The sequence below is a fragment of the Nocardiopsis sp. iso_186 genome, from assembly GCF_056173365.1.
This window is the reverse complement of the sequence record NZ_CM149670.1, coordinates 2,433,683-2,451,038: the sequence shown is the minus strand read 5'-3', so window position 1 is coordinate 2,451,038 and position 17,356 is coordinate 2,433,683. Positions and strand designations below refer to the sequence as shown.

Here is a 17,356-nt window from a genome sequence, read left to right as displayed (position 1 = left end):
CCATGACCAACCCGTTCGAGGACCCCGAGGGGGTCTACCTCGTCCTCACCAACGACGAGGGGCAGCACTCGCTGTGGCCCGCGTCCATCGACGTCCCTGCCGGGTGGACGGTGCGGCACGGGCGCGACAGCCGCAGCGCCTGCCTGGAGTACATCGAACGCGCCTGGAGCGACATCCGTCCCGCGAGCCTGGTCGCCGCCACGCCCGTGTCCTACCCGTTCGGCGACTACGACCGGCTCGAAATGGACCCCGTCTACGCAGAGTTGCGCCGCCACCAGCCGGTACTCCGGGTCCGGGTCCCTTACGGAGACGATGCCTGGCTGGTCACCCGGCACGCCGACGTCAAGACCGTGTTGGGCGACCACCGCTTCAGCCGGGCGCTGGTGGCCCAGCACGACGAGTCACGGCTCACTCCCCTGCCGGTGAACACCAGCATCCTCGGTACCGATCCGCCCGACCACACACGGTTGCGGCGCCTGCTCAGCCGCGCGTTCACCGCGCGGCGGGTCGAGGAACTGCGTCCGCGTGTGCGGCAGATGAGCCTGGACCTGCTCACCGACATGGAGCGGCGCGGCGCCCCCGGCGACCTGGTGGAGGACTTCGCCCTCCCCCTCACCGCCCTTGTCATCTGCGAACTTCTCGGCGTTCCCTACGATGACCGCCCGAGGTTTCGTGTGTGGCTGGACGCGTTCTCCAGCACCACGGCGCTGGGCCTCGCGGACATCGAGTCGCGCACCGCCGCGCTCTACGGCTACCTCGCCGACCTGGTCGCGCGCCGCCGGAGGGAGCCGGCCCCCGACCTCATCAGCGCGATGGTGAAGGTGCACGACGAGACGGCGGGACTGAGCGAGCAGGAGCTCGTGGAACTGGTCAGCGTCCTCCTGATCGCCGGCTACGAGACCACGTCGGCCCAGCTCATGAACTCCGTCTACGCCTTGTTCACGCATCCGACGGCATACGCCGAGCTTCGCTTGGAGCCGGGGTTGCTGGCGAAGGCCCTGGAGGAACTGCTCCGGTTCGTGCCCCTGGACGCACACGTGGCCTTCGCCCGTTACGCACGCGAGGACGTCGAGTTGAGCGGAACCCTGATCCGGGCCGGTGAGGCGGTGCTCCCGGTGCTGCCCTCGGCCAACCGGGACGCCTCGGTCTTCACCGACCCCGACGTCCTGGACTTCCACCGCGACCGCAACCCCCATCTGGGCTTCGGCTACGGGATCCACCGCTGTGTGGGCGCACCTCTGGCGACGATCGAACTGGAGGAGGGGCTGGACACGCTCCTGCGCCGGTTCCCCGGGCTGCGTCCTGCGGTGGCCCCCGAGGAGATGGCGTTCAAGGAAGGCATTCAGGTACGGATCCTCCGGCACCTACCGGTGTGCTGGTGATCCGCCGCGCAGGAACCGACGGGAAGGAACCCGAGGACGTGAGCACGACGAACCCGCACCAGGGCGGCGATCCTTTTGTCACCAGTGGACCGCCGTCACGGCACCACCCCTTGCGGCTGGCCTCCGACCGCTACCCACCGGACACCACTCTTGTCGAGGCCGCCGTGGACAAACTGTCCCGGTGCCACGCTGGGCTGGGCCTGTCCCCCGAGCGTGCGCGCGCTGCCGCCGATCTGCTCACCGAGGTGTGGGGACCGCGGGGGCGCCTGCCCATCGGACGACCGCGCTGGCGCTGCTACGTCTCCATCGACGGCTCCCCCTTCGAGCTCTCGGCGTCGTGGCGGGGCACGGACGTGGAGGTGCGGATCACGGTCGAAGCGTTGGCCGACCCGCCCGAGCCCGCCGCCAACCAGGACTTCGCCTGGGACCACCTGCGCGGGCTGGCGGGGCGCCCGGGGGTGGACGTGGGGCGGGTGCTGGCACTGGAGGACCTGTTCCGCTCGCCCGCTCCCCGCGAGCACTACTGGATGATGCACGGGGTGGCGTGGCGCTCCGACGCGGAACCGCTGTTCAAGGTCTATCTCGATCCGCATGTGAACGGCTCCGAGCACGCTCCCGCGATCATCGACGAGGCGATGGCCCGACTGGGCCTGAGCAACGCGTGGCAGGCCACGCTCGCCCACGCCGCACCGCTGGGCGGGCCCGGCCGGATCGGAGCGCTGGCCCTGGACCTCACCGATCCGGCCCGGGCGCGGGCAAAGGTCTACCTCCAGTACGCCGACCTCGACGCGGCGACCATCGACCGGCAGGCCGAGATCGCCCCGAGCCATGTACCGGGCGCGTTCGAGGCCGCGCTGGGCACGATCCTGGGCCACACCCGACCGCCGTTCGCCAAGCCCCCGGTGACCTGTTTCGCGTTCCGGCAGGGGATGCCCGCGCCCACGGCCGCCACCCTGTACGTGCCGATGATCCCGGAGTTCGTGGAGGACGCCGCGGCGCGCGACCGGACCGCGGCGTTCCTGGACGGCGTGGGAATCGACCCCATTCCCTACGTGTCCTTCCTGTCCTCGATCGCCGACCGGCCGCTCCACGAGACAGGCAACCAGAACTTCATCGCCTACGAACCCGCGCCGCCCGGAGGCACCGCCCGCTTCTCCGGCTACGCCGCCCCCGGCCTCTACTCCTGACCCCCCGCGCGAGGAAGGCGCAGCAGATGAACGATTCCACCGGGCCGCTTTTGCCCCTGGCCCACAAGAGTGCCGTGCTGACCGGAGGTTCCCGCGGGATCGGGCGCGCCATCGCGCTGCGGCTGGCCGGCGACGGTGCCGCCGTGACACTCAGCTACCACCGGGACGAGGCAGCCGCCGAGAAGGTCGCCGCCGAGATCCATGCCGCCGGGGGACGCGCCGCGATCCAGCGCGTCAACCTGGAGGTCCTGTCCGACGTCGAGCGGCTGTTCGACACGGCGATCGCGACGTTCGGCGGCGTGGACATCCTGGTCAACAATGCCGGAACGGCCGTCACCGGTTCCATCGTCAACATGACCGAAGCGGAGTACGACCGGGCCATGACGATCAACGCCAAGGCTCCGCTGTTCGCACTGCGTCAGGCCGGGCTGCGCCTGCGCGACGGCGGGCGGGTCGTCAACATCTCCTCGCTCAACACCGCCGTGGCCCAGCCGGGCACTGCCGCCTACACGGCGGGCAAAGCGGCGCTGGAGCAGTTCTCCCGGATCGCGGCCCAGGAGTTCGCGGCGCGGCACATCACGGTGAACTCCGTCTCCCCCGGCCCCGTCAACACCGACCTGCTGCGCACCAACAATCCCGCGGAGGCCCTTGACCAGGTTGCGTCCGCGACCCCGCTGGGCAGGCTCGGGCAGCCCGGCGACATCGCCGACGTGGTGGCGTTCCTGGCCGGTCCCGACTCGCGCTGGCTGACCGGGCAGAATCTGCGCGCTGCGGGCGGGCTGGCGTGAGAGGGGCCCGGCCGCAACGGCCGGGCCCCTGCTACCGGCTCAGGTCACCGACACACGAAATCGTTGATACCGGTGAGAAGATCACCGATGAGACCGTTGACCGCCTGGGTCTCCTCGCCCTCGGCGGTCGAGGGGCACAGCCCCATGAGGTCCGTGGACGCGGCTGCGGCAGGCGCGGCTGCCGTCCCGACAACCGCGGCGGACAGGGCGAGGACGGTGAGAAGGCGACGCATGACGGCTCCGATCGATTGCGATCACGAAAAGTTACTTCGAGTCGCCAATCATATACTCAGAGTCATATTTGCAGGTGGCGAGCCATGATTATGGAGCGTGTGCCGCTCTGCCATCGGCAACGATGCCCTCTGGCCCAATCCAGTGGTCGTGGCTCCGACGCCTCCCCGGAACCGGTCATCACCCACGCGAGGACACGCGGTCCCGGTCGCTTTCCCGCCCGAGGACACGCCGTCGAGGCGTTAGGGTTGCGGCGCGGCCCGTGGCCGGCTGCCTTCCGTGGCATCGCGAGAGCTGCCCGGAGCCGCCCGCCTCACCCCACCGTCAACGGAAAGGCCCCCTGTGAGCACCTTCGAGGACACTCCGCCCGCCGCCGAACCGGAGTTCGGTTGCGTCCAGTCGGTTGACGTCCACTTCGAGGACCTCGACCCCACCGGGTTCCTGCACAACTCCCGTTACTCGCTCCTGTTGGAGCACGCGGCCTCCGCGTACTGGAGCGAGCAGGGATGGCACCACGACCCCGCACGGTCCCGTTTCGCCGGCGATTCGGTCATGGCGGTACGCGCCTTCGAGATCACCTACCACTTCCCCGTCACCGAGCCCGGCAAGGTGGGGGTGCACCTCTGGATCGAGCGGATCGGACGCTCCAGCTACACCTACGGCTTCCGGGTGATCTCCCTCGACGGCGCGACCGTGCACGCCGAGGGCACTCGCGTCCAGATCAACCTCGACCCCGCGACGCTCACGCCCGCGACGCTCAGCGACGAGGTCCGCGCAGCCGCGCAGCCGCTGCTGCGCGCTCCGGCCCAGCCGCCGGGAGAGACCGCCTAGCCTCAGGAACCCGAGGCATACGGGGGTGTCGAGTCCATGGCGCGACACCCCCGTTGTGGCCGCCCTCCGCCGACGAACAGCACGGCCGACGAAACGCCCCCGCGCTCAGGCTCCTCCTCTGCGCCTCCCCGACCGCCCGCCACCGGACCCGGGCGGTGGCCCAGTCCCGGCGAAAGGCATCCGCGTGACGACCGGCACCAGCGGAGCAGACGACAGAAAGCGGACCCTCGGCCCCCGCACCGTGGGACCGGGTATCGCGTGGCTGGCCGCCACCGCGCTCTGGCTCGGACTCCTCGTGGCCGAGTGGGCGACGAGCGGGCCCACCTCCTGCGATCTCTCACCCGGGAGTTCCGTCTTCGGTACGGTGAGCTGGTCATGGCTCCCACCCGGCCGGACCTGCACCTGGGTGCTCGGCCTCGACAGCGGTCCGGTCACCGTTGTCCACGGGCCCCCGACGGCGCGGCTCGGCACGGCCGCCGTCCTCGCCCTGTGGGGCGCCTCACTCGTGCTGCTGGGGCGGCGCGACGCGCGATCCCAACGGCGGGGATTGCGGCGCCACGGCTGAGCCCTCTTCCGTGGTTCGCGTCCACCGATCCCCTTTTTCACCCCTTGAGGAGAACGCCACCATGACCGTCGCCGTGCAGAACGGACCGCGTTTCGTCCTCACCGGCGGTCCCGGCTCGGGCAAGACCACGCTGATCGAGGAACTGCGTGCCCGCGGGCACGCCGCCGCCCCCGAAGCCGGACGCGGCGTGATCAGGGACCAGATGGCCGTCGGCGGGCGAGCGCTGCCCTGGATCGACCCGCCGCTGTTCGCCGAACTGATGCTGTCGTGGGAGATGCGTTCCTACCGGGAGGCGGCCCCGCGCCCCGAACCGGTGTTCTTCGACCGCGGGGTCCCCGATGTCGTGGGCTACCTGCGGCTGCTGGGCCTGCCCGTCCCCGAGCACATCACGGTCGCGGCCCGGGATGTGCGCTATGCGCCGCAGGTCTTCGTCGCCCCGCCCTGGCCGGACATCTTCACGGGTGACGCCGAACGCCGCCAGGACCTGGATGAGGCCGAACGCACGCACGCGTCCATGGTCCGCACCTACACCGACCTGGGATACCGGTTGGTGGAGCTTCCGCGCACCGACGTCGCGACCAGGGCCGACTTCGTACTGGACCGAACACTGGACTGATGGGGCACCGCCCGGGACGTGATCGCCATCCACCTCGCCACCTTCCCCGAGAAGCGGGAACCGGTCCGCGTCCCGGCCGGTGGCCGGTGGCTCCCTCATCCCCGTCTCGGCAAAGTCCCTCGCCCTGAGCCTGCGCCACTTCACGATGGACGGCCCGGCCGTGCGTCACTGCGTGGAGAGCCGGGTCGGACCGTTCATCCGGGACTTCCCAAACGCCCACCCCACCGACGGCGCCGGGCAACCGCACCTCGTACCGCACCAGGCCGACGGCCGCATGGTCCAAGCGCCGGCGGCGAATCTCGGTTTTCCACCCGAGCACACGCACCTGACGGCGCTGCACTGAGGACGCGGAGCGCGGTGCCCGCCGGGGCCCGGCCCGAAAACCCGGCGGGCACCGCGCTCAGATCTGTCCGGTGTCGACCCCCGGATCCTCGTCGGGGACCTTGGGGGCGGGCGGGGCGGGGGCGGGGGCGGGGAACCACGTCTCGACGTCGATGGCGGGGCCGGGGTCGTCGGTGCGGGGCTGGTCGGGGTCGAAGTCGCTCATGACCGCGAACTTACCCCGCGGCAGCGCGCCCCACTCGGTGAACCCCGACTCACCGTGCCCGCAGCGTCGCGCGCGTCTCCTCGGCGACCTGGACTTCCTCCCTGGCGGTCAGGACCAGGACACGGACCCGCGACCCCGATCCGGTGACCTCGGCGTCGCCTCTTGCGGCATCGTTGGCGGTACGGTCCAGGCGCGCCCCCAGGAAGCCCAGTCCGTCGAGCGCTCCGGCGCGTACCCGGGGCTGGTGTTCGCCGATCCCCCCGGTGAACACCAATGTGTCCAGGCCACCCAGGGCGGCGGCCATCGCCGCGATCTTGGCGCGCAGCCGGTGCAGGTACACCTCCACCCCCAGGACCGCGTCGCGGTCGCCGGCGTCGGCCCGCGCGGCGACGGCACGCATGTCGGAGTCGCCGGTGAGCCCGACCAGCCCTCCTTCGCGTTCCAGTCCCGTGTTCAACTCCGCCTGGTTCAGGCCGCCGTGTCGCAGCAGCCACACCAGCAACCCCGGATCCACGTCGCCGCTCCGGGTGGCCATGACCAGCCCTTCCAGCGGGGTGAACCCCATGGTGGTGTCAACGCTTCGACCGTTGCGTACCGCGGCCAGGGAGGCGCCCGCCCCCAGGTGGGCGATGACGAGGCGGCCGGGGTCGGTGCCGGCCAGTTCCGCGGCTCGGCGCGCGGCATAGGCGTAGGAGAGGCCGTGGAAGCCGTACCGGCGGACCCCGAGCCGCTCGCGCCAACGGGCGGGGACGGCGTAGGTGGCCGCGGCTGCGGGGAGTCCGGCGTGGAAGGCGGTGTCGAAGCAGACCGCCTGAGGTGTGCCCGGCGCCAAGTGCTGGAGCGCGTCGATCCCGGCCAGGGCCTTGGGCTGGTGCAGTGGGGCAAGGTCGGTGAGGGCGCGCAGCCGCTCCAGCACGGCCGGGGTGACCAGTGCCGGACCGGTGAAGTCCGGGCCGCCGTGCACGACGCGGTGCCCGATCGCGTCGAAGGCGCCGAACCCCAGCAGGCCCTCCTCCATCGCACCGGCCGAGACCGTGCCCTCCACCCCGGTGAGGTCGTGGCTGTCGGTCACCTCGTTGCGGTGGTCCAGCAGCCGCAGTTTGACGCTGCTGGACCCGCAGTTGACCACCAGGACCCGGGTCACGGCGTGTGCTCCCAACGCCAGTCCCGGATGTCGGGGGCGTCCTCGCCGTGCTGCCGCGTGTACGCGCGGCAGCGCAACCGCTCGTCGACCATGCGCTGGCGCAGGTGCGCGGCGCGCACGCCCAGGTCGGGGACCCGATCGATGACGTCCATCACCAGGTGGAAGCGGTCGAGGTCGTTGAGCATGACCATGTCGAAGGGCGTGGTCGTGGTGCCCTCCTCCTTGTATCCGCGCACGTGCAGGTTGGCGTGGCCGGCACGGCGGTAGGTGAGGCGGTGGATGAGCCACGGGTAGCCGTGGAACGCGAAGATCACCGGCTTGTCGGTGGTGAACAGCGCGTCGTACTCGCCGTCGCTCATGCCGTGCGGGTGCTCGCCCTCGGTCTGCAACCGCATGAGGTCCACGACGTTGACGAAGCGGACCTTGAGCTGCGGAAGGTTGCGGCGGAGCAGGTCGGCGGCGGCCAGTGCCTCCAGGGTCGGCACGTCGCCGGCGCAGGCCAGGACCACGTCCGGCTCGTCGGCGGCGTCGCTGCTGGCCCATTCCCAGATCCCGGCGCCGCGCGTGCAGTGGGCGATCGCCGCGTCCATGGGCAGGTAGTCCAGGCCGGGCTGCTTGCCGGCGATCATCACGTTGACGTAGTCGCGGGAGCGCAGGCAGTGGTCGGCGGTGGACAGCAGGGTGTTGGCGTCCGGCGGGAGATACACCCGCACGATCTCGGGTTTCTTGTTGATCACGTGGTCGATGAAGCCGGGGTCCTGGTGGCTGAACCCGTTGTGGTCCTGGCGCCACACGTGCGAGCTGAGCAGGTAGTTGAGCGAGGCGATCGGGCGCCGCCACGGCAGGTCGCGGCTGACCTTGAGCCATTTGGCGTGCTGGTTGAGCATCGAGTCCACGATGTGGATGAACGCCTCGTAGGAGTTGAACAGGCCGTGGCGCCCGGTGAGCAGGTAACCCTCCAGCCACCCCTGGCACAGGTGCTCGCTGAGGACCTCCATCACCCGGCCGCGCGGGCCGAGGTTCTCGTCAGTGGGCAGCCGGGCCGTGTTCCAGGCCCGGTCGGTGGCCTCGAAGACCGCGCCGAGGCGGTTGGAGGCGGTCTCGTCGGGGCCCATGATGCGGAAGGTGTCGGGGTTGGCGCGCACGATGTCGCGCAGGAAGCCGCCGAGCACCTTGGTGGCCTCCGACGTCGCGGTGCCGGGTTCGGTCACCGTGACCGCGTAGTCGCGGAAGTCGGGGAGGCGCAGGTCCTTGAGCAGCAGTCCGCCGTTGGCCCGCGGGTTGGCGCTGATGCGGCGCTCCCCCGCCGGGCTCAGCGCGGTGATCTCGGCGAAGGGCGCCCCGTTGTCGTCGAACAGTTCCTCGGGCCGGTAGCGGTTGAACCACTCGATGAGCTGGGCACGGTGCTCGGGGTTGTCGCGGGTCCCGGCGAGGGGGACCTGGTGGGAACGCCACGTGCCCTCGACCGGCAGCCCGTCAACCTCCTTCGGACCGGTCCAGCCCTTGGGGCTGCGCAGGATGATCATCGGCCAGCGCACGTCCTGGCGTTCGCCGTCACGGCCCGCACCGATCCAGATCTCCTCGATCTGGTCCAGGGCCGCGTCCATCGCCGCGGCCATGCGGTGGTGCATGGTGGCCGGATCGTCGCCGCTGACCAGGTGCGGTTCGTAGCCGTGGCCGCGCATCTGCGCGATCAGGTCGGCTTCGGGGATGCGGGCGAGCACGGTGGGGGCGGCGATCTTGTAGCCGTTGAGGTGCAGGATCGGCAGGACCGCGCCGTCGCGGGCCGGGTCGAGGAACCGGTTGGCCTGCCAGCTCCCGGCCAGCGGTCCGCTCTCGGCCTCGCCGTCGCCGACCACGGCGGCCACCACCAGGCCGGGGTTGTCGAAGGCCGCACCGTGGGCGTGGGACAGCGCGTAGCCGAGCTCGCCACCCTCGTGGATGGAACCGGGGACCTCCGGGGCGACGTGGCTGGGCACTCCCCCGGGGAAGGAGAACTGGCGAAAGAGCCGCCGCATCCCCTCGGCGTCCCGGCCGACCTCGGGATAGATCTCGGAGTAGGTGCCGTCCAGCCATGCGGTGGCCACCGCAGCCGGACCTCCGTGCCCCGGCCCCACCACCCACATCACGTCGATGTCGCGTCGCAGGATCTGGTGGTTGAGGTGGGCGTGGATGAAGTTGAGGCCGGGAGTGGTGCCCCAGTGGCCCAGCAGCCGCGGCTTGATGTGCTCGGGCGAGAGCGGTTCGCGCAGCAGCGGGTTGTCCATCAGGTAGATCTGGCCGACGGAGAGGTAGTTGGCGGCTCGCCAGTAGAGGTCGATCCGGCGCAGCTCCTCGGGAGCGAGCCCCGGTATCTCCTGGGTCTGGGGGTGCGTCATGGGCGTCCGTCCTCGTCTCGATCGGGTGTGGCGTCCCTGCTCTGGCCGCCCCCGTGCCGGGCGTGCGGGACCTTCGTCACGGATGGCTCGGTGCCGAGGCCGGTTCAGGCCCGGGCCCGACGGGTCCGATCACGGTTGGCGTCGCGCAGTGCCTCGACGAGCTGGGCCTTCGTCATCTTGGAACGCCCCCGGACCCCGAGTTGGCGGGCCCGGGCGTAGAGGTGGCCCTTGGCGGCGTTCGCGTCCACGCCCTCCGCGGTGGGCAGGTCCCTGCCTCTTCCAGCCTCGGGGTTGGCCGCCTGCGCGTCGGAGGGCCCCTTCTCCCGCTTGGGTTCCCAGCGGTCGCCGACCTTCTCGAAAGTGTGCTTGAGCGCGGCCATTGCGGTGCGGTGCGCGCGCTCGCCCTCCCCGTATGTCCCTACCGCGGAGTCGTGGGCCTTGGCCCACGTGCGCTGCGCCTTGCGGGGCGAGCGGCGCAGCGTCTCGGGCATCTCCTGCTCGGCGGGCATGGGCCCCTCCTCGGTCCGGGCGTCGCGGGGTACACGCGGCGGCTACCAATTCGCGGCACTCGCAAACCCGCGCCGCACCCGCCCGGCCGAGGCCGCCGTGTTTCCCCTGGCCGAACCGGGACAGCCGTACACGTGCACCCACGGACACGGCGGTCCGACACCGCCCGGTCCGACACGCATCGACGGAAGAGGAACTATGCGCGCGCTCACCTGGCACGGGCCACGGGATGTCCGGGTGGACACCGTCCCCGACCCCGGTATCCAGGACCCCACCGACGCGGTCATCCGGGTCACCTCCTCCGGGATCTGCGGTTCCGACCTGCACCTCTACGAGGTGATGGGACCGTTCATGAACCCGGGCGACATCCTCGGCCACGAACCCATGGGCGTGGTGGAGGCCGTGGGGGCCGACGTGACGAACCTGAGCCCCGGCGACCGGGTGGTCGTCCCCTTCCAGATCGCCTGCGGGCACTGCTTCATGTGCCACGAGGGCCTACAGACCCAGTGCGAGACCACGCAGGTCCGCGACCAGGGAATGGGGGCGCAACTGTACGGATACACCAGTCTCTACGGCGCGGTGCCCGGTGGCCAGGCCCAATACCTGCGGGTCCGCCACGCCGACTACAACCCCATCAAACTGCCCGACGGGCCTTCCGACGACCGCTTCGTCTACCTCTCCGACGTGCTGCCCACCGCGTGGCAGGCGGTGCGCTACGCGTCGATCCCCCAAGGGGGAAGCGTCGCGGTACTGGGCCTGGGCCCCATCGGGGACATGGCGTGCCGCATCGCCCGGCACCTGGGCGCCGAGCAGGTGTTCGCCGTCAACCTGGTCCCCGAGCGGTTGGCCCGGGCCCGCGTGTTCGGTGCGCAGGCGTTCGACGTCAACGACGACGACCTGGTGGACACCATCCGCGAGCACACCGGGGGCCGCGGCCCCGACGCCGTCATCGACGCCGTGGGAATGGAGGCCCACGGCTCCCCCGTGGGCTCGGTGGCGCACAAACTGGCCGGCGCGCTTCCCAGGAGCGTGGGGGCCAAGCTGATGGGAACCGTGGGGGTGGACCGTCTCTCCGCCCTCTACCTGGCGATCGACCTGGTGCGCCGCGGCGGCACGATCTCGCTGTCGGGCGTCTACGGCGGGATGGCCGACCCGCTGCCCATGCTCACCCTCTTCGACAAACAGATCCAGCTGCGCATGGGGCAGGCCAACGTCAAGCGCTGGGTCGGCGACATCATGCCGCTGCTCGGTGACGACGACCCGCTGGGGGTGGAGACCTTCGCCACCCACCGGCTGCCGCTGGAGGACGGACCCGACGCCTACGCGATGTTCCAGAAGAAGCGGGACGGCGCGGTGAAGGTGCTGCTCCAGCCCTGACCCGCTGAACCCTCGGGCGCGCCGTTCCCAGGAAGTTCACACACTTTTGGCACGGAGTTCCGACATCGTCGGGGTTTCCTCTTCCTCATCCTGCCCACGCACGGTGATGAGGAGCGTGAAAACCCATGTTCATCCGGTTCGGCGAGCGCGCGCGCCAGGCGCGCACCGGCAACGGTCCCCCGGTGGCCCCGGCCCCGACCGGGGCCGCCGACGACGCGCGCGGCCACTCACTGCGCGCGCCCAGCCCGCTGCACGCCTTCAACCGCTATGAGATCAAGTACCTGGTGGACGCCGCCGTCGTGCCCGCGGTGCGGGCGGAACTGGCGGCCCGTATGTCCGCCGACGGGCACGGCGCGAACGGCGCCTACGGGGTGTGGAGCCTCTACTACGACACCCAGCACCTGCGCTTCTACTGGGAGAAGATCGAGGGCCTGAAGTTCCGGCGCAAGCTGCGTATCCGCCACTACGGCGACCATTCCGGGGTGGACGACGACACCGACGTGTTCGTCGAGATCAAGCAGCGCGTCAACCGGGTGACCCAGAAGCGGCGCGTGGCGATGCCCTACCACCGGGCCCGGGCGCTGTGCGACCGGCGCGAAGAGGTCGAGCACGCGCCGGGCGAACGGTTCCTGGTCCAGGAGATCCTCGACCTGGTCGTGCGGCTGGACCTGCGTCCCACGGCGATGACCGGCTACCAGCGCGAGGCGTTCGTCGGTACCGGGTCGGACCTGGGGCTGCGCGTCACCATGGACCACCGGGTGCGCGGGCGCGACCGCGACTTCGACCTGCGCGCCGAAACGCAGAACCGGTTCATCCTCCCGCCCGCGCGAGCGGTGCTGGAGGTCAAGGCCAACGAGCGGGTCCCCTACTGGTTGACCGATCTCACCGCCCGCCACGGCCTCCAGGTCCAGCGCGTGTCCAAGTACTGCCAGTCCATCGAGGCGCACGGCCAGGCGCCGCGCTCGGTGTTCCACGTCCCCACCGAGGATCCCGTCCTGGATTCCCGTCCCCTCCTTCCCCATTCCTCAGAAAGCGCGAACCGATGAATCTCGACTTCACCCTCACCGACCTGTCGGGGACGTTCAGCGTCACCGACGTCGTCCTCGCGCTGTCGTTGTCGTTCGTGCTAAGCCTGGCGGTCGCCTGGGTCTACCGCGCCACGCACCGCAACGTCTCCTACAGCCAGAGCTACGTGCACACCCTGATCATCCTGGGCATGATCATCGCGTTGATCATGCTGGTGGTCGGCTCCAACATCGCCCGCGCGTTCGCGCTGGTGGGCGCCTTGTCGGTGGTGCGGTTCCGCAACGCGATCAAGGAGACCCGCGATGTCGGGTTCATCTTCCTGGTCATGGGAATCGGCATGGCGTGCGGCACCCGGTTCTACCTGCTGGCCGCGATCGCCGACGCCATGATCCTGGGTGTGATCATGCTGATGCACCGCTTCGACTGGTTCCACCTCGACGTCCAGCGCCAGGTGGTGAAGGTCCAGGTGCCCGCGGACGGCATGGACCACTCCGCGGCGGTACAGGACGTCCTGATCGCCCGTACCAAGGAGTTCGAGTTGATCAGCACCGAGTCCATCCGCGGCGGTTCGCTCACCGAACTGTGTTACACGGCCCGGTTGAAGCAGGGGGTCGCCCCCGGTGACCTCGTCACCGCGCTCAACGAGGTCACCGCGGGACAGCGTGCCACCGTCCTGACCGGCTACGACCAGACCGATATGTGATCGCCGTGGCCACCACGACACCACGGCCCACTCCAACGACTCCGCTGCACCGTCGGCTGCTGCGCCGCCTGCCCGTGCGGGTGCGCCACCACTGGCGGCTGCTCGCGGTGCTGGCCGCCGGGCTGATGGCCCTGGTGGTCCTCGCCGGGACGGTGCGCGTGCACGCCTACGTCACCGGCGAGTCCCGCGAGAGCGCGAGTGTGGTCACCAACGACATCGAGGGCACCTCGGACGTGTTCGACGACTCGGTCGCCCACACCATCGAGCTGACCTTCAGCCAGGCCGACTACGACCGGATGATCGCGACGTTCTACTCCGACGGCGAGAAGGAGTACATCCCGGCCGACATCACCATCGACGGCACGCTGATCACCGACGTCGGCATCCGCCTCAAAGGCAACTCCACCCTCCAGGGCCTGACCGACTCCGAGGGGCGGACCCCCTCCCTGGGTATGGGTGGCGGACCGCCCGAAGGGATGGAACTGCCGGAAGGAATGGAACTACCGGAGGGGATGGGGCCGCCCGGCGGGTTCGCACCCGGCCAGGGCGGCCCCCCGGGAGCCCCTCCCGGGCAGGACGCCGACGCCCGGGGCGACGCGGACGGGGACGCGCCCGGTCCGGGCGGACCGGGCGGACCGGGCGGACCGGGCGGACCGGGTGGCGGCATGGTCACCCTCTCTGTCGAGGAACCCGAGACACTGCCGTGGCTGGTGCGCTTCGACGAGTTCGTCGAGGGAGTGCGCTACCAGGGCCACCGCGAACTGGCGATCCGCCCGGCCAGCATGTCGGGAGCGGTAGCGCTCAACGAGGCGGTCGCGCTGGAGGCGATCGAGGCCGCCGGGGAACCCGCACAGGACCACGCCTACTTCTCCGTGAGCGTCAACGGAAGCGCGACGACGCCCCGGCTGGTACTCGAACACCCCGACGAGGGGTACACCGACCGGCTCAACGGCGAAGGCGTGCTGTACAAGGCGCTCAGTACCGGCGGTTTCGACTATGTGGGCGAGGACCCCACCGACTACACGGAGGCGTTCAAGCAGATCAACCTGTTGGGCAGTCAGGACACCCAGCCGGTGATCGACCTGCTGCGGTTCGTGGCCGAGGCCGACGACGAGGAGTTCGCCGCCGAGCTGGACACGTGGGTGGACACCGACTCGCTGGCCCGTTACCTGGCGTTGCAGGAGCTGATGGGCAACTTCGACGACATATCCGGCCCGGGCAACAACTACTACCTGTGGTACGACCTGGACGACCGGCGTTTCACGGTGGTCTCGTGGGACCTCAACCTGGCCTTCTCCGGGATAGGCGCCCTGGGGCCGGGCGGCCCCGACGAAGCGGGGGGCATGACCCCGCCGGAAGGCGGCCGGGGCCCCGCCGGGGACCTCATGGGCGACATGATGGGCGAAATGATGGGCGGCAACGCGTTGAAGGAGCGGTTCCTGGCCGACGAGGGGTTCGCCGCTCGGTACGCCGAGGCGTACGGCGACCTCTACCAGCTGCTCTACACCGACGGCGTGCTGTTGGAGAAGCTGGAGGAGCAGGAGCGGGCCGCCGCCGAGGCATCGACCGACCCCGACCAGGTCGCGACGGAGGCCGCAGAGCTGCGCGCCCTCGTCCAGGATCGCGCGGCGTCCCTGCCCGAGGAGGTGGACCCGGCCGACGTCAACTGACCGGACCGTCATGGTCGCGGAGCCCCCGCGCGCCCCCAGGAAGGAGGGCCGTGCGGGGGCTCCTTTCCGTACGTGGTGACGGTTCACTCCAGGGGCAGCAGAACCGTCACCGACGTTCCCCGCTCCTCCCGGCTGACCAGTTCCACCCTGCCCTCGTGAGCGGTCACGATCACCGCGGAGATCGCCAACCCCAGGCCGGCCCCGCCCGCGGCACGCGAGCGCGCCGCGTCCACCCGGTAGAAGCGGTCGAAGGCGTGCGCCGCCGCCCCGGCAGGGATACCGGGGCCCTCGTCGCGCACGGTGAGCACCGCGACGGTCCGGGTTCCCGCGGGCAGTCGGCCCGAGACCACCGCGCCCGGCTCCGGGGCGCGGATGCCGGAGCGGCGCACCGACACCCGCACGGGTGTACCCGGCGGGGTGTGGACCAGGCTGTTGCCGATCAGGTTGACCAGCACCTGGCGCAGTCGCAACTCGTCGCCCACCAGCCGGATCGCAGACGGCGCGTCCAGCTCCAGGACGGTGTGCGGCGCGCGGGCCCGCGCGTCGGCGACCGCCTCGCGGGTGATCCCCGCCAGCTCCACGTCGTCGGCCCGGAGGTCGGGTTCCTCGTCGAAACGGGCCAGGAACAGCAGGTCGTCCACGAGCCGCCCCATACGCGACGCCTCCGATTCGATGCGCTCCATCCACCGGTCCACTCCTCCACCGTCGGGGGGCGCGCCCGCGCTGCGGCTCTGCCGGTGCAACTCCGCGAACCCGCGGATGGAGGCGAGCGGGGTACGCAGTTCATGGGAGGCGTCGGCCACGAACCGCCGCATCCGCGCCTCGGAGCGGGAGCGCTCGTCCAGCGCCCTCGCCAGCTCCGCCAGCATCGTGTTGATGGAGGCCGCCAGGCGCCCGGTCTCGGTTCGGGGGTCGGGGTCGGTGATGCGTTCGTCCAGGGCCCCGGCGGCGATGGCCTCGGCGGTGCGCTCGATGCGTTCCAGGGGGCGCAGCTGGATCCGCACGATCGCCACCGCGCCCGCGCCCAGCGCGGCCAGCAGCAGCACCCCCATCACACACTCGATGAGCAGCAGCCGGGTGAGGGTGTCGTCGATCGAGGCGAGGGAGCGCGCCACCACGATCGTTTCGCCATCGGTGGTGCGCATCGCGATGGCACGCCAGTCGCTGCCTCCGGCGACGTCGTCCAGAGTGAAAGGGTCACCTCCCACGTCGGCGCCGTTGACGCCGCCGAGGTCGGGGTCTCCGGTGTCGCCCTGGCCCTGTCCCGTACTCCAGAGCACGTCCCCCGCCTCGTCGAGGGCGACGATGCGGTAGTCGGTGGGCGCGCGCGGTCCCGGTACCTGCTCGGGGGTGTCGGGGGGCGGCCCCATCGCCACTGGCCTGGCGAGTTCACGGAGGCGTCCGTCGATGTCGTCGAGCAGCGACCGTTGCAGCAGTACCACTCCGACCAGGCTGAACGCGACCAGGCAGGCGGCGGTCAGGGCCAGGACGGCCAGCACCAGGCGCCCGCGCAGGCCGTGGGGACGACGCATCAGGTGCCCGCGGGGGTGGCGGAGCGGCGCAGGGTGTAGCCGATCCCCCACACGGTGCGGATCAGCGGTTCGGCCCCGGTGTCGATCTTGCGGCGCAGGTAGCTGATGTAGGACTCCACGACGCGGCTGTCACCGGCGTCCTGCCCCCACACCCGGTCCATGATCTGGGATTTGCTGACGACGCTCTCGGCGTTGACCAGCAGGTAGCGCAGCAGGTTGAACTCGGTGGGCGAGAGTCGCACCGGCCGGCCCGCGCGACGCACCTCCCGCAGGCCCTCGTCCAGTTCGAGGTCGGCGTAGCGCAGGCATTCCGGGGCCGGGGCCGGTGCCGCCGAGCGTGTGCGGCGCAGGATCGCGGTGATGCGCAGGACCACCTCTTCCAGGCTGAAGGGCTTGGTGACGTAGTCGTCGGCCCCGGCCCGCAGCCCCGCGACCCGGTCGGCCACCCCGTCGCGGGCCGTCAGGAAGAGCACCGGCAGGTCCGGGGCGGCGGCGCGCAACCGCTGCGCCACCGCGAAGCCGTCGAGGTCGGGCAGCATGACGTCGAGGACGACGATGTCGGGCCGCCACTCGGCGGCCACCTCCAGGGCCTTCGCCCCGGTTCCCGCGCCGCGGGCGTGGAAGCCGCTGAGCTCCAGGGAGGCGGTGAGCAGCTCAAGGATGTTGGGTTCGTCCTCGACGATGAGGACGGCCGCGGTCGAACCGCTCTGACCAGGCACACTGCCTCCAACAGGAGTGGGGAGGGCGACAGCGCGCCAGCGTAGCCGCTCAGGGTCAGAACCGGGTAAGAGAACCGTGGTGCGCATGCCCACCGCCGGGGAAACGGCACCGCGCAGAGCCTGCACGCTAGCGTGGTCGGACCCGTCCCCCAG

General features: G+C 70.9%; 18 protein-coding genes. 11 read left to right on the top strand and 7 right to left on the bottom strand.

Annotated elements, in window-relative coordinates; all coding sequences use genetic code 11:
- Positions 1-2: 2 nt before the first annotated feature.
- The 3 genes from AC0VYP_RS10935 to AC0VYP_RS10925 are packed head-to-tail and all read left to right on the top strand — an operon-like array spanning position 3 to position 3,357.
- Positions 3-1,382 carry a cytochrome P450 gene (locus AC0VYP_RS10935; protein WP_285761431.1) on the top strand — a complete coding sequence of 460 codons (1,380 nt, stop codon included), beginning with the start codon at positions 3-5 and terminating at the stop codon, positions 1,380-1,382.
- Positions 1,383-1,420: 38 nt separating this feature from the next.
- Positions 1,421-2,569 carry a tryptophan dimethylallyltransferase family protein gene (locus tag AC0VYP_RS10930; RefSeq protein ID WP_475473850.1) on the top strand — a complete coding sequence of 383 codons (1,149 nt, stop codon included), beginning with the start codon at positions 1,421-1,423 and terminating at the stop codon, positions 2,567-2,569.
- A 26-nt stretch (positions 2,570-2,595) separates the two neighbouring features.
- Complete coding sequence (locus AC0VYP_RS10925; protein WP_475473849.1) at positions 2,596-3,357, top strand: SDR family oxidoreductase; 762 nt, start codon at positions 2,596-2,598, stop codon at positions 3,355-3,357.
- Between the two features lie 44 nt (positions 3,358-3,401).
- Here the strand turns inward: AC0VYP_RS10925 and AC0VYP_RS10920 are convergent, their stop codons facing one another.
- Entirely contained in the window at positions 3,402-3,590 is a 189-nt protein-coding gene (locus tag AC0VYP_RS10920) for a hypothetical protein (protein ID WP_285761434.1), read from the bottom strand.
- Between the two features lie 340 nt (positions 3,591-3,930).
- Here AC0VYP_RS10920 and AC0VYP_RS10915 point away from each other — a divergent pair, with 340 nt between their 5' ends.
- From AC0VYP_RS10915 to AC0VYP_RS10900, 4 genes are all read left to right on the top strand, one after another.
- A complete protein-coding gene (locus AC0VYP_RS10915; protein ID WP_475473847.1) occupies positions 3,931-4,419 on the top strand; it encodes an acyl-CoA thioesterase in 489 nt (162 codons plus the stop codon).
- Between the two features lie 184 nt (positions 4,420-4,603).
- A complete protein-coding gene (locus tag AC0VYP_RS10910) occupies positions 4,604-4,984 on the top strand; it encodes a hypothetical protein (protein ID WP_285761436.1) in 381 nt (126 codons plus the stop codon).
- Between the two features lie 61 nt (positions 4,985-5,045).
- On the top strand, positions 5,046-5,600 hold the full coding sequence (locus tag AC0VYP_RS10905) for an AAA family ATPase (RefSeq protein WP_285761437.1): 555 nt from the start codon (positions 5,046-5,048) through the stop codon (positions 5,598-5,600).
- Between the two features lie 79 nt (positions 5,601-5,679).
- On the top strand, positions 5,680-5,943 hold the full coding sequence (locus tag AC0VYP_RS10900) for a beta-ketoacyl-[acyl-carrier-protein] synthase family protein (protein ID WP_285761438.1): 264 nt from the start codon (positions 5,680-5,682) through the stop codon (positions 5,941-5,943).
- Positions 5,944-6,000: 57 nt separating this feature from the next.
- On the opposite strand, the gene AC0VYP_RS10895 is transcribed toward AC0VYP_RS10900, so the two are convergent.
- The 4 genes from AC0VYP_RS10895 to AC0VYP_RS10880 all read right to left on the bottom strand — a co-directional run bounded on the left by AC0VYP_RS10895 (position 6,001) and on the right by AC0VYP_RS10880 (position 10,178).
- Positions 6,001-6,147 carry a hypothetical protein gene (locus AC0VYP_RS10895; protein ID WP_285761439.1) on the bottom strand — a complete coding sequence of 49 codons (147 nt, stop codon included), beginning with the start codon at positions 6,145-6,147 and terminating at the stop codon, positions 6,001-6,003.
- Positions 6,148-6,196: 49 nt separating this feature from the next.
- On the bottom strand, positions 6,197-7,291 hold the full coding sequence (locus AC0VYP_RS10890) for an acetate/propionate family kinase (RefSeq protein ID WP_475473846.1): 1,095 nt from the start codon (positions 7,289-7,291) through the stop codon (positions 6,197-6,199).
- A complete protein-coding gene (locus AC0VYP_RS10885; RefSeq protein WP_475473845.1) occupies positions 7,288-9,669 on the bottom strand; it encodes a phosphoketolase family protein in 2,382 nt (793 codons plus the stop codon). Before AC0VYP_RS10885 ends, AC0VYP_RS10890 begins: the two co-directional genes overlap by 4 nt.
- A 104-nt stretch (positions 9,670-9,773) precedes the next feature.
- The gene (locus AC0VYP_RS10880) at positions 9,774-10,178 is read right to left on the bottom strand and encodes a ChaB family protein (RefSeq protein WP_285761442.1); all 405 of its coding nucleotides are present in this window, start codon (positions 10,176-10,178) and stop codon (positions 9,774-9,776) included.
- Positions 10,179-10,374: 196 nt separating this feature from the next.
- Between AC0VYP_RS10880 and AC0VYP_RS10875 the strand changes: the two genes are divergently transcribed.
- From AC0VYP_RS10875 to AC0VYP_RS10860, 4 genes are all read left to right on the top strand, one after another.
- A complete protein-coding gene (locus AC0VYP_RS10875; protein WP_475473844.1) occupies positions 10,375-11,553 on the top strand; it encodes a zinc-dependent alcohol dehydrogenase in 1,179 nt (392 codons plus the stop codon).
- A 125-nt stretch (positions 11,554-11,678) separates the two neighbouring features.
- Positions 11,679-12,599 carry a VTC domain-containing protein gene (locus AC0VYP_RS10870; protein ID WP_475473843.1) on the top strand — a complete coding sequence of 307 codons (921 nt, stop codon included), beginning with the start codon at positions 11,679-11,681 and terminating at the stop codon, positions 12,597-12,599.
- Complete coding sequence (locus tag AC0VYP_RS10865) at positions 12,596-13,282, top strand: DUF4956 domain-containing protein (RefSeq protein ID WP_285761445.1); 687 nt, start codon at positions 12,596-12,598, stop codon at positions 13,280-13,282. The genes AC0VYP_RS10870 and AC0VYP_RS10865 overlap by 4 nt, the downstream gene beginning before the upstream one ends.
- A 5-nt stretch (positions 13,283-13,287) precedes the next feature.
- A complete protein-coding gene (locus tag AC0VYP_RS10860; protein ID WP_475473842.1) occupies positions 13,288-14,952 on the top strand; it encodes a CotH kinase family protein in 1,665 nt (554 codons plus the stop codon).
- An 83-nt stretch (positions 14,953-15,035) separates the two neighbouring features.
- Here the strand turns inward: AC0VYP_RS10860 and AC0VYP_RS10855 are convergent, their stop codons facing one another.
- Positions 15,036-16,484, bottom strand: a complete 1,449-nt coding sequence (locus tag AC0VYP_RS10855; RefSeq protein WP_475473840.1) for a sensor histidine kinase — start codon at positions 16,482-16,484, stop codon at positions 15,036-15,038.
- Positions 16,484-17,203: a response regulator transcription factor gene (locus tag AC0VYP_RS10850; RefSeq protein ID WP_475473838.1), complete on the bottom strand. Its 720-nt coding sequence runs from the start codon at positions 17,201-17,203 to the stop codon at positions 16,484-16,486. Before AC0VYP_RS10850 ends, AC0VYP_RS10855 begins: the two co-directional genes overlap by 1 nt.
- Between the last annotated feature and the right edge of the window lie 153 nt (positions 17,204-17,356).